This window comes from Pseudomonas sp. CG7 (assembly GCF_023701885.1).
Taxonomy (GTDB): domain Bacteria; phylum Pseudomonadota; class Gammaproteobacteria; order Pseudomonadales; family Pseudomonadaceae; genus Aquipseudomonas; species Aquipseudomonas zanjanensis.
On the sequence record NZ_JABAEE010000127.1, the window covers coordinates 1 to 11,641 of the forward strand.

Genomic DNA, 11,641 nt, shown 5'->3' on the forward strand with positions numbered 1-11,641 from the left:
CGGCTCCCGCCCTTCCTGCCTCGCCGGCGGCCGCGCCCTGGTTTAACACAGACTGATACCGGCAGGGTGGAAAGCGCATCTTAGCGCTTTCCACACGGTCTGGTGGTACGGGTCAATCAGTCTTCGCTGTCGGCCTGGCGGCGTTCAGTGGCTTCCTTGGGCTCGGGTTGCTGGGCGTCAGGTTGCCCTCCGGCTTGTAGCGTGGTCGTCTGCTCAGTGTCGTGCAGGCTTGGGAAGGGGAGATTAGGGATCTCGTGCATTTCGCGCTCCTCGCAAAGTCTGTGGATAGATCTGGTAGATCCGCGCTTTTACAAAGCCTGGGCAGGATACAGCAGGAGAAATGACAAAAAGACTTTTAAATCCCATCGCGCCGACAAAAGGGATTGTCTGGACAGGTCATGTCCAGTCAGCAAAAAACGATCCCGCTACCGGTGGTCGCCACCGCTCAAGAACACCCCGTACAGGCCGATGATTTGCACATATCCTCCCCATTCCGTTGCAACTGTGGACCCCGGACATGGAGGTTCTTCATTTGAAGAGATCGACTCCATGTTTCTACAAAAATCCCTGAGAGCACAGATTCTCGCCCTGCTCAGCGGCAGCCTGCTGGCCATGTTGCTGATTGCCCTGGCGTCCTTTCACTTCCTTTCCGATGGCATCCAGAATTATCGTCAACTGCTCGACGGTCCGTTGCGTGCGTCGCAATTGATCGACGAGGCCAACCTGCAATTCAAGGTGCAGGTCCAGGAGTGGAAAAACGTCCTGTTGCGCGGCAAGCAGCCAGCGGACCTGGATAAATACTGGAAGCAATTCGAGGCACGCCAGAGCGATGTCCAGGGCATCCTTGGCCAGTTGACGACCCACGAAGGTGTCCCGGCGCAAATCAAGACACGTATCGAGCGTCTGCGGGGCGAACATGCCCAGTTGGGCGCGGCCTACCAGAAGGGCCGTGATGCGTTTGTGGCGGCGGGCGGCGACGCGGCGGCGGGCGATGCCGCGGTCAAGGGCGTGGACCGCGCGGCCAGTGAGCAGATGAGCGAGTTGGTGGTTGAGCTGCATAAGCTGGGCGACGAGCAATCGGCGCTGATCAGTGCGGGTGCCGACCGCACGATCATGCTGGGTACGGTGATCATGCTCGCCTCAGGGCTGCTGGTCGGGTTGTTGAGTGTGTGGCTGGTCAACCGCAACCTGGTGCAGCCTATCCGTAACCTGATCGCGTACGTGACTCAACTGAGCCGCGGGCGTTTCGCCGAGCGTGTGACGAGCACGCGCCAGGATGAATTGGGCGACCTGGCCCTGGCGGCCAATACGCTGCGCGATTTCCTTGCTGAAACCTTCACGCGCTTGCAACGCAGTGCCACGGAGCTGGACAGCGCCAGCGGTGAGCTCAATGCGATTGCCAGCCTGATGAGCCAAGGCACCAGCGAGCAATTCGAACGCACCGATCAAGTCGCGACCGCGATGAACGAGATGTCCGCCACCGCCCAGGAAGTTGCCCGTCATGCCGCCGATGCGGCGCAGGCTGCCGATGCTGCCGATCATTCGGCGCAGCAGGGCGAGAAAGTGATGCAGGGCACGATCCACACCATCACCCAAATGCGTGGCGAAATTGCCAACACCGCCACGGTGATCCGGCGCCTGGAAGCCGACAGCGGACGCATCGGCAAGGTGCTGGAAGTGATCCGCGGGATCGCCGAGCAGACCAACCTGCTGGCCCTCAACGCTGCCATCGAAGCAGCACGGGCGGGTGAGGCCGGGCGTGGTTTTGCGGTGGTCGCCGATGAAGTCCGCAGCCTGGCCCAGCGCACGGCGTCGTCCATCATCGAGATCAACCAGATCATCCAGACGGTTCAAACAGGTGCGGTGGACGCGGCCCAGGCCATCGAAAGCGGCCAGTCGCGCAGTGAGGAAAGTGTCGAGCAGGTGACCCAGGCCGGCGCGATGCTGGAACGCATCACCCAGGCGGTGGAAGCGATCCGCGACATGAACCGTCAGATCGCCACCGCTGCGGAAGAGCAGACCTCGGTGGCCGAGGATATTTCGCGCAACCTGACTGAAATCACCTGCATTGCCAGTACCAACCTCGACAACGTAAAACGCACCGAAGCGGCCAGTCGGGATTTGCACGGGTTGTCGGGGCAGTTGAATGAAGTGACGGCGCGGTTGAGTGCCTGACGGTATGTTCCTGATGCAGTAGCCCACCTGTGGCGAGGGAGCTTGCTCCCGCTGGGCTGCATAGCAGCCCCAAAGCCATTCAGCGCGGTGCATCAGGAATAAGATGGTTGGCAGATTTTACGACTGCTGCGCAGCCGAGCGGGAGCAAGCTCCCTCGCCACAAAAGCTCATACGGGCGTGAAGTGAGTAGGGGGGCAGAGGATCACTCTCAATAATCGCGACGCTTGCGAAAGGCCCATCGGCCTGCAATCACGGTGAAGGTCGCCACCAGCGCTACCAGGATCCAGAAGCCCTCGGGATCTTCGGCCAGTGGCACGCCGCCGACGTTCATGCCGAAGAAACCGGCAATGATGTTGATAGGCAACGCCAGCACCGTGACCACCGTCAAGGTGAACAGCGTGCGGTTGCTTTGTTCGTTGAGGTTGGCGGCGATCTCTTCCTGCAGCAATTTGATCCGTTCGCCCAGGGCGGTGAGGTCGTTGATGATCAGGGCGAACTCCTCGGTGGACTTGCGCAGCTCCTTGACGTCTTCCTTCTGCAACCATTGCGGCGGGCGGTTGAGCAGGCGCAGCAACGAGCCCGGCTCCAGGGCCAGCAGGCGTTGCAGGCGTACCAGCACGCGGCGCTGGCTGCCCAGCTCGGCGCGGTTGTTGGACACGCGCGAAGACAGCAATTGGTCTTCGATCTGGTCAACGCTGAGGCTGGTCTTGCGCACGATCTGGGTCAGCACTTCGCCTTGGTCGCGCAGCAGATGCACCAGCAATTCCAGCGGCGAGCGAAAGCTCTCGCCGGCCTTGACCGATGAGCGCAGCTTGTCGACCGAGTGCAAGGGTTGCAGGCGCGCACTGATGATCAATCGACTGTGTACGCACACCCACAAGGTGGAGACATCCGAGGACACCAGGTTGCTGAGGTTGAACACCACATCGTTCACCACCGCCAGCAGTGCCGAGTCCACATGTTCGATACGGGTCGATCGCGAGCCTTCGTGCAGGGCTTCGAAGAATTCCTCGGGCAAGGCCAGGTGGCTTTTCATCCAGCGCTCGCAGGCGGCGTGGGCCAGGTTCAGGTGCAGCCAGAGAAACTCGTCGGCATCCTGCGGTTGTTGCAGGCTTTGCAGGGCTTGGGCCGAATCGATTTCCCGGCCGCGCTCGCCGGGGCGAAAACGAAACCCGTAAAGCAGGCCGAACAGGTCCGGATCGCGATGGCTTTGGTCGATGCTGTGGTTCATGAGGGCTCGCTGGCGGGAAGTGCCTGTCGCAGCGGCCACAGGTTCACTTGAGCGGCATCATTGCAGGGTTTTTTGATGGTTGTGTGACAGTTGTGCGGCGTCGTCAGATCGGCGGCGGTTTACAGACGGTCTACGCAAAAAAGCCGCGCAACTCGAAAGTTGCGCGGCTCTTCTTTAACCGATGGATCAAGTGTCTTGCTTGTCGGACAGGACTTTGCCGGTAGTTGCGTCGAAGTCCACGTCAAACTCTTTGCCGTCGGCCGTCTTCAGTTCCACTTCATATTCATAGCCATCGAAATGGTTATCCAGGTCGGTGTCGGTGATGGTCGCGCCTGGGTGCAACTTCAGGGCTTCCGCATTCATCGACTCAAGGGATTTGATCTTGCCGTCCTTGACCAGTTGAGGAATCTGGTCGATTCGTACATCCGCCTGGGCCAGGCCAGCGGTGAGGGTCAGGGCAGCAGCGGTAAACAGGGCAGTCAACGTTTTCATGAGTGCTTTCCTTGGTGTCGTTATTAAGGGTGAGTCGTTTAAGTGGGTTCAGATTATCTGTGGCAACTTAATTCACCCTTAATTCGAAAAATCTTGAAGCAAGTTTCCTGGAAAGGTCTTTCGACTCAGTAGCCGTTCTTTTCCAATAGCTGCGCCACGCTGCCTGTCTCGGGACGCTTGAAGTACTTGAGCAGCTCACTGGCCCGGTTGGTGAAGATGCCATCAACGCCGGCCTCCATCACTTTCTTGAAGTCCACCGGCTCATCCACGGTGTAGACGTGCAACAGCAAACCCTGGTCGTGGGTGTACTGGTTCATCCACGGCTGCACCAGGTCCGAATAGCTCTGGCTGCCGCCATGGGTCAATGCCGCCGAAGGACCGGTGCCGATGGCGCCATGGGCCTTGGCGTACTGGACCCATTGTTCGAACTCGGCCTTGTCCTTGGGCTCCTGCTTGGCGTAATAGACGGCCTTGTCCGTTTCGCCGGACTCGGCAAACGTTACCTTGGACTTGGGTTCGATGTTGCCTTCGCCCACCCACAGCAGCAGGATCTTCGGCACCTTCGGCATCTCTTTGTGCAACAGTTCGAGACTGCTCTATTCAAAGGTCTGCAGCACCACATTGCCCTAGCCCTGGCCGACGCCGGTGGCGCTTTTGGCCAATTTCGACCCAGCGGGGCTCAGCCAACCACGGTCCTGCAGTTTGTCCTTCAGGTCGCGCTCGATGCCGGGGAACAGCTTCGGCTCCTTGGTTTCGATGTACAGCCCCGGTTTATGCAACGGGTTGCCCTCGGCGATGTTGATCACTTCATCGAGGGTGAGGATTTTCTGGCCGACGAACGAAGGGCGGGCGCGGTCCGGGTAGGCGGTGTTGAACCAGCTGCCGGCATCGAGGGTGTTGAGTTCCGCCATGGTGAATTCATTGGCGGTGCTGTCCTTGCGTTCGGGAAACTGGGTCGCGACATCCGTGGTGCGCAGCAGGCTGTCGTCATGCAGGACGAACAACACGCCGTCCTTGCTGCGCTGCAGGTCCAGCTCCAGGTAATCGGCGCCCAGGTCACGGGCCAGCTTGTAGGCGGCGGCGGTGGATTCCGGCGCGTCGAACGAGGCACCACGGTGGGCGATGACTGCCGGGTGTGGAATGCCTTGAAGGGTGGCCAGGGCCTTGGGACTCGGGGCCTCGGAGGCTTGTGTCTGGCTGAAGCCGAGCAACAGGCTCAGCATCAAGGCGCTGCGGGTGAAGGTGACAGGCATGCTCGAGATCCTTTCGTAGAGGAGGCAAAACCTATCTTTTAACAATTGAACGCTGTCGGCGCTATCGCCATACCGACATAAACCTGTGTGAAGCAGATTTTTCCCACCCATTTTTCGGCCGCTTTGCAGTACCCTTGACCGCACCAGTTTCCCCGGCAGAGGGAAACCTTAAAATCTGTTCACTTGCCCTGCGTGTAAACCATCGATCAGACGTCCCGAGGGACGCATCCATGAGGTTTACCATGCGCACCACTTCGACACTCATCTGCCAGGCCGCCGACCAGCTCAAGGGTTTTGTCGGCCTGAACCGCAAGACCGGCCAATACATCGTGCGGTTCAGCGAAGACGCCTTCGGCATGGACGTGGCTGATGACGGCATCATCCCCACCAGCGAATTTGTCTGGGCCCCCGGGGCGGATGGCACCGTGACCCTCAGTCGCGAGCGAATCCAACTGTTGCTGGACCAGAACATCGACGACCGCATCAACCTGACCGAACCTTTGCGGGTGTACATGGCCCGCGGCGACCTGCCGGAAATCAAGGCGGTGCGGCAGTTGGTGGAAGGCTGAAGCCCCCGATCCTGAAGTGAACGGAAACCCTGTGGGGTTCACAAGAATTGTTGGAACGGCACGGTCCTGTGGCCAGAGATGGCTCCCGCTGGGGCGCGCAGCGGCCCCAAAAATTGATGAGCGCTGCGCACTGGAGCGCCAGCCCGGTCAAGCGGGAGCGAGCTCCCTCGCCACAAAAACTTCCCAGCTATAACGCTATAGATTGATCAACGGTGAACACTGTGGGAGCGAGCTTGCTCGCGATGGCGATAGGTCAGTCACAGTGATGTTGGCTGATCTACAGCTATCGCGAGAAGGTCGCTCCCACAGGGACTTTTGTCCTGGCATCAGGTTGGGCGTTGGAAGGCATAGTCCCGTTCAACCTTGCACACCCTCGTCTGGCATTGGGTATACCAGATGGAGCGGCCTCGCTCACGAATCGCGCTGTGTTCGGGATGTTGCTTCCAGGCCAGGATCGCCGCTTCATCACGCCAATAGGACACGGTAATCCCCAGACCATCGTCGCCACGGGCCGATTCAACGCCTAAAAATCCAGGTTGTTCCCGAGCAAGGGCCAGCATGCGCTCGGCGGCTTCGGCGTAGCCTTGGTCCCCCTCGGTACGCAGGGAGGTAAAAATCACTGCGTAATAATGAGCGCTCATGACATTTGCCTGGCGCAGGCTTCGACAAACGCGCTGACCAGCGGTGGCACGCGGCCTTCCAGTGCGGCCCGTTCAGGCTGGAACAGCGTGGCGACAAAGAACGGATGGTCTTGCAGTTCCACCGCTCGCAAGTCACCGGCCGAATCCCGGGCAACGGCGTGCAGGCGCTGGCTCAGCAAGTCTCTTTCAAAGTCTGGATTGACCCCGAAGCGGCAATGGTAGCCCTCGAACGCGGTCTGTCGGCCGTAGGCCGTGGCAATCAACGAGCCCGCATCGAACTGGAGGCTGTCGATGGTTTCGACCAAGGCACAGTTCAGCGGTGTCAGCAGCGCCCGTTCAGCCTCTGGAGAGGTTTCACCATGGACGGCATCGACCCAACCCATCACGTGACGGGCATATTCCAGCACGGCGTGCTGAAAACCGCCGCAAGTGCCCAGGAAAGGGCGACGCTGTTCGCGGGCAAAACGAATGGCCAGCACGGCACCGGCTTCGTTTTGGTAGGGGCTGCCGGGCACGCACCAGACACCGTCGAAATCTTCCAGCACGGCGGTGTCGGCGATGAGTGACGTTGCCAGCCATTGGAAGCGAATGGCCTGGCCGGTTTGTGTGCCCGCCAGCTCAAGTGCGAGGGGAATTGCCCGGTGAGCGGTGATCTGAGGGTCGTGGTCGCCGATCAGGGCGATGTTTAAAGGACGTTGATTTTCCATGGGAGGCTCGCCGCTTGTTGATTCCTGGTGGCCACTATAGATTGGCGTTCACGCAATCAATATTGGCGTTTACCCAAGTGATCAATGCAGCGACGCACTATCGTCTGGACTACCCCGACCTGTCCCTGATCCTCGCGCTGGTCCGTGGCGGCTCGCAGGCCCGGGCCGCTCGGCTGCTGCAGGTGGACGTGTCGACGGTGTTTCGTTCGGTACGTCGATTGGAAGCGGCCCTGGGTCAACCCTTGTTCGAAAAAAGCCGTTCCGGGTACTTGCCAACGAGCCTGGCCCAGGCGTTGGCTGAACAAGCAGAGCGCGCCGAGCAGGCGTTGGAGGCGGCGCGGGTGGGGGTGGAGCAGGGCGGCGAAGTCATCAGCGGGACGGTACGCCTGACGTGCAGTGATTCAGTCTTGCAAGCGTTGCTGCTGCCGGCTTTAGCGCGTTTCATGCCTGCCTATCCGGCGTTGACCCTTGAGTTGAGCACTTCGAACGACTTCGCCAACCTGAACCGCCGCGACGCCGACATTGCGTTGCGACTGACCCGTACGCCGCCAGAACACCTGGTCGGTCGCAACCTGGGCAAGGTGACTTACCGGGTATGCGCCAGCGCCACGTATCTGCGCTCGGTAGAGGCGGGTGACTTGGCTTCCATGATCTGGATCGCGCCAGACGATTTCCTTCCGGATCACCCCACCGTGGCCTGGCGGCGCCAGCATCTGCCCGGCGTGATGCCTGCTTATCGCTGCAACAGCATGCTCTCGGTCACCGAACTGGTGCGGGCTGGGTTAGGCGGTGCGGCGCTGCCGGACTTTCTGATCGACGAACGCCAGGGCCTGATGCCCCTTGGCGAGTCGCTGGAGGGATACGATACGGCGCTGTGGCTCCTGACCCGCCCGGACTGTCGGGCCTTGCGCTCGGTGGTGACCTTGTTCGATGAGCTGGGGCGCAACCTGCGCTGGGGTTGAGTTTCAGGCCTGGTAACGACTCAAGAACATGTCGAGGGCCGATTCGACGACTTGGGTTTGCTCCTCCTGGGTCAGGCTCGGTTGCCCCATCGAAACCTGCGGCCAGAAAGCGAATGTCTTGAGCAGCCCATGCATTTGTTGGGCGGCAAAGGCCGGCTCCACGGGTTTCAATCGGCCATCGGCCTGGGCCTGGCGAATCCAGGCGGTCAGGCCTTCCTCACGCTGGCCCATGCGCGAGACCATGTCCTGGGCGCGCTCCGGGGAGTGAATGGTTGCGGCGATGGCGATGCGCGCCAGGTCGAGGAAATTTTCGTCCGCCAGCAGATGCAGTTTGGCTTGCAGCAACGTTTGCAGTTGCTCCCGTAGCGGCGTTTGCGGGCTGTAGGGCATGTCCTGTTCTGCGGTGATGCTGTTCCATAACCGATTCAGGATTTCGGCAAACAGCGCTTCCTTGCTCGGGAAATGGTTATACACCGTGCGCTTCGATACGCCGGCGGTCGCCGCGATCCTGTCCATGCTGGTGATCTCGAAACCGCTGCTACGGAATTCAGCAATCGCGGCCTGGAGGATGGCTTCGCGTTTTCGCTCGGTAAGGCGCTGCGGTACGGTCATGGGCATTCGTCGGTTGAGAGGAGAGAACTTACACTCGGCAGTTTACTTGCTCCCGGGATTCATGCAATCTGGAAACTACACCGAGTGGTGTAGGTTTTCGTCTGACGGCTATGCGTGCATGCAACGGCCATCCAGCGTCCCACAACGACGAAGCGCAATGGCGACGACGTCCTTGGAGTTATCGCACCATGACCATCCCCTCTCTTTCGACCGATAGCCCGCCTGCCCACGATTCATCCCGGCAAGAGCAGGGCAAGTATCGCAATCATGCCTACACGCCGCGGGAAGGCTTTGGCACCACCCTGCGCATCATCTGGAACATGATCTTTCACAAGCCGCATTCCACTCGCCCTGCAGGTGCCATCGACGTTCGACCGCTGACGCGCGCCGCGCTGCTGGCCGCGCCGAACCACAGCGTCTTCCGTCTTGGCCATTCCACCGTGCTGCTCAAGCTGCGGGATAAATTCTGGCTGACAGACCCGGTGATCTCCGAACGTGCCTCACCCGTGCAATGGGCCGGACCGAAGCGTTTCCATCAGCCGCCCATCAGCCTGGACGAGTTGCCGCCCATCGAAGCGGTGATCCTTTCCCACGATCATTACGACCACCTCGATCATCAGGCCATTCTCAAGCTAGCGACCACGACCCGCCACTTCCTGGCGCCCCTGGGCGTGGGCGACACCCTGGTCAAATGGGGCGTCGACGCCAGCAAGGTACGTCAGCTGGACTGGTGGCAAGGCACTGAGGTGGACGGCATCGAGTTCATCGCCACGCCCTCCCAGCACTTTTCCGGACGCGGCCTGTTCGACAGCAACAGCACTTTGTGGGCGTCGTGGGTGATGATCGACGGCGCCACGCGAATTTTCTTCAGTGGCGACACCGGTTACTTCGAGGGTTTCAAACGCATCGGCGAACAATACGGCCCCTTCGACCTGACGCTGATGGAAACCGGCGCCTATAACGTTGACTGGCCCCATGTCCACATGCAGCCGGAGCAGACCTTGCAGGCCCATATCGACCTCAAGGGCCGTTGGCTACTGCCGATCCACAACGGCACGTTCGACCTGGCGATGCATGCCTGGTATGAACCCTTCGACCGCATCCTGGCCTTGGCCTGGGAACGCAACGTTTGCATCACCACACCGCAAATGGGCGAAGCTTTCACCCTGACGCAGCCGCAACGTGGCCGCGCCTGGTGGCTGGATGTGGACCCCTCGACCTATCAGGACCAGGCCGGTATCGCCTAGAACCTGCTCCGCGGGGGTCATTCGATCATCGCGTAATCGGAACGCCCCATGGGGTCCGGCGTCGCGCCCTTGATGTTCATGCCGCGCCCCGGTGCGAAGCCGGGGAAGAACACCAGGCCTTCCGCCTCCAGGCGAAACGCCAGGGCCAGGCGGGTGACATCGAGCAATTCGCCACCGGCCTCAAAGCGGCGGATGGCCCGAACCGAGACGCCGGATTGCCGGGACAGCTCCTCGACACTCCAGCCCAACATGGCTCGCGCCTGTGCACAGTGGGCGGGGGTGAACTGATAGACAGCGATGCGTTCCAGGGTGGTTTTGATTGCGAGAGAGGCCATGGGGTGCTCCAAAGCTGTGGGATTAAAAAACACTGTGTTTTTGTACAGTTGTTTTGAATCCCGATCAATCTCATTTTTTTGATCAATGACCGGCGGTCTTCGCCAACCAAGCGCTCGGCGCGTGACCCAGTACCCGACGGAACATGGTGGAGAACGCAGCGGGACTGTCGTAGCCCAGGTCCAAGGCTATGCGTGTCACCGAATCCCCTTCAGCCAGGCGGGCCAACGCCGACATCACACACGCCTGCTGCCGCCACTGGCTGAAACTCAGCGCGGTCTGCCGGCTGAACAGGCGATTGAATGAGCGCAGGCTGATGTGCAATTGCGCCGCCCATTCCACGGGCGAGGCATGGGCGTCGGGGTGTTCCAGGAGCGCCTGGCACAGGCTGAGCAGGCGAGGATCCTTGGGCAGCGGAAGGTGCAGTGGCAGGTGGGTGCTGCGCAGCAACTCGTGTAGTAGCAGATGAATCAACGCCCCGTCCCGACCCGCCTCGTCGTAGTCCGGCGCAAGCTCGACGGCCTCCATCAGCAACTGGCGCATCAGGGGCGACACACTGATGACCTGGCACTGCGTGTCCATGGCCATAACCGCGTCCGGTTCGATGTACAGGCTGCGCGTACTCACGCCCAGCATCAGCACTTCATGATCGACCCCCGGCGGAATCCACACCGCCCGTTGCGGCGGCACCACCCAATTGCCGTCCGCCGTGCTGACCTGCATGACCCCGGTGGCACCGTAGAGCAACTGCGCGCGGCGATGGCGATGCAACGGCAGTACTTGCCCATGAGCGTAATCGGTGCCGATGGCAACGACGGCCCTGGGTGTCGCATCCAATAAATCGATCGAACTGTTGCGCATCGACGGGCCGCTCACGATTGGCGTAAATGCGAACATTATTGGCCTGTTTGCTGCTGCAGGCCAAGCTTCGCCTCCCTATCGTAGACGCCTCCCAATCCACGGATGCGCCTCGATGTTCTATGTATTGCTTGCCTGTTTCGGCTGCCTGAGTGGCATCACCGCCGTGCTGTTCGGCTTCGGTGGCGGCTTCGTCGTAGTGCCCTTGCTGTACCGCATGCTCACCGCCAGCCACGGTGCCGACGACCCTGTCGGCCAATCGGCGATGCACATTGCCGTGGCCACTTCGACCTGCGTGATGATCGTCAACGCACTGATCGCCACGGTGAAGCATCACCGCGCCCGCAACCTCATTCGCCATTATGTATGGCCGTTGGGCGGCTTCATCGGCCTGGGCGCTGTCGTCGGCGCCATTGCCGCGATGGGGGCGAGCAGCGAAGTCATTCGCTATGGGTTCATCGTTTATCTGGGCGTGACCATTCTGGACCTGTCTCTTATAAACATGTCAGAGCCCGCGAGACCCGCAGAAATAGGGTATGCAGGCGTCGGGCTGATAACAAA

Annotated in this window: 13 protein-coding genes and 1 pseudogene; 5 read left to right on the forward strand and 9 right to left on the reverse strand. The window is 60.6% G+C overall.

The window, feature by feature from the left end; all coding sequences use genetic code 11:
• Window positions 1-116: 116 nt before the first annotated feature.
• Window positions 117-260, reverse strand: a complete 144-nt coding sequence (locus HGO40_RS29015) for a hypothetical protein (protein WP_162893862.1) — start codon at window positions 258-260, stop codon at window positions 117-119.
• A 289-nt stretch (window positions 261-549) separates the two neighbouring features.
• Between HGO40_RS29015 and HGO40_RS29020 the strand changes: the two genes are divergently transcribed.
• Entirely contained in the window at window positions 550-2,175 is a 1,626-nt protein-coding gene (locus tag HGO40_RS29020; RefSeq protein ID WP_250965844.1) for a methyl-accepting chemotaxis protein, read from the forward strand.
• A gap of 208 nt (window positions 2,176-2,383) precedes the next feature.
• Here HGO40_RS29020 and HGO40_RS29025 read toward each other — a convergent pair whose 3' ends face one another.
• The 3 genes and pseudogenes from HGO40_RS29025 to HGO40_RS29035 form a co-directional block, all read right to left on the reverse strand.
• Window positions 2,384-3,406, reverse strand: a complete 1,023-nt coding sequence (locus tag HGO40_RS29025) for a transporter (protein WP_186706282.1) — start codon at window positions 3,404-3,406, stop codon at window positions 2,384-2,386.
• A 186-nt stretch (window positions 3,407-3,592) separates the two neighbouring features.
• Window positions 3,593-3,898 (reverse strand): PepSY domain-containing protein, encoded by a 306-nt coding sequence (locus tag HGO40_RS29030; protein WP_250965845.1) that lies wholly within the window; start codon window positions 3,896-3,898, stop codon window positions 3,593-3,595.
• Between the two features lie 125 nt (window positions 3,899-4,023).
• A pseudogene (locus HGO40_RS29035) lies at window positions 4,024-5,151 on the reverse strand (glycerophosphodiester phosphodiesterase family protein).
• A 242-nt stretch (window positions 5,152-5,393) separates the two neighbouring features.
• Here HGO40_RS29035 and HGO40_RS29040 point away from each other — a divergent pair.
• On the forward strand, window positions 5,394-5,720 hold the full coding sequence (locus HGO40_RS29040) for a DUF2025 family protein (protein WP_250965846.1): 327 nt from the start codon (window positions 5,394-5,396) through the stop codon (window positions 5,718-5,720).
• A 326-nt stretch (window positions 5,721-6,046) separates the two neighbouring features.
• Here the strand turns inward: HGO40_RS29040 and HGO40_RS29045 are convergent, their stop codons facing one another.
• Together HGO40_RS29045 and HGO40_RS29050 are read right to left on the reverse strand one after the other, a co-directional pair.
• Entirely contained in the window at window positions 6,047-6,361 is a 315-nt protein-coding gene (locus HGO40_RS29045) for an antibiotic biosynthesis monooxygenase family protein (protein WP_250965847.1), read from the reverse strand.
• Entirely contained in the window at window positions 6,358-7,068 is a 711-nt protein-coding gene (locus HGO40_RS29050; protein WP_250965848.1) for a CTP synthase C-terminal region-related (seleno)protein, read from the reverse strand. The genes HGO40_RS29045 and HGO40_RS29050 overlap by 4 nt, the downstream gene beginning before the upstream one ends.
• Window positions 7,069-7,082: 14 nt before the next feature.
• Between HGO40_RS29050 and HGO40_RS29055 the strand changes: the two genes are divergently transcribed.
• Window positions 7,083-8,030 carry a LysR family transcriptional regulator gene (locus tag HGO40_RS29055; protein WP_250965849.1) on the forward strand — a complete coding sequence of 316 codons (948 nt, stop codon included), beginning with the start codon at window positions 7,083-7,085 and terminating at the stop codon, window positions 8,028-8,030.
• 3 nt (window positions 8,031-8,033) lie between these two features.
• Here the strand turns inward: HGO40_RS29055 and HGO40_RS29060 are convergent, their stop codons facing one another.
• On the reverse strand, window positions 8,034-8,642 hold the full coding sequence (locus HGO40_RS29060; protein ID WP_250965850.1) for a TetR/AcrR family transcriptional regulator: 609 nt from the start codon (window positions 8,640-8,642) through the stop codon (window positions 8,034-8,036).
• A gap of 188 nt (window positions 8,643-8,830) precedes the next feature.
• Here HGO40_RS29060 and HGO40_RS29065 point away from each other — a divergent pair, with 188 nt between their 5' ends.
• Window positions 8,831-9,889, forward strand: a complete 1,059-nt coding sequence (locus HGO40_RS29065; RefSeq protein WP_250965851.1) for an MBL fold metallo-hydrolase — start codon at window positions 8,831-8,833, stop codon at window positions 9,887-9,889.
• A 17-nt stretch (window positions 9,890-9,906) separates the two neighbouring features.
• Here the strand turns inward: HGO40_RS29065 and HGO40_RS29070 are convergent, their stop codons facing one another.
• Together HGO40_RS29070 and HGO40_RS29075 are read right to left on the reverse strand one after the other, a co-directional pair.
• The gene (locus HGO40_RS29070) at window positions 9,907-10,224 is read right to left on the reverse strand and encodes a helix-turn-helix domain-containing protein (RefSeq protein ID WP_250965852.1); all 318 of its coding nucleotides are present in this window, start codon (window positions 10,222-10,224) and stop codon (window positions 9,907-9,909) included.
• Window positions 10,225-10,306: 82 nt separating this feature from the next.
• Window positions 10,307-11,083 (reverse strand): AraC family transcriptional regulator, encoded by a 777-nt coding sequence (locus tag HGO40_RS29075; protein WP_250965854.1) that lies wholly within the window; start codon window positions 11,081-11,083, stop codon window positions 10,307-10,309.
• A gap of 112 nt (window positions 11,084-11,195) precedes the next feature.
• Between HGO40_RS29075 and HGO40_RS29080 the strand changes: the two genes are divergently transcribed.
• Window positions 11,196-11,641, forward strand: a 446-nt coding sequence (locus HGO40_RS29080) for a sulfite exporter TauE/SafE family protein (protein ID WP_250965853.1), incomplete at its 3' end; no start/stop codon positions are given.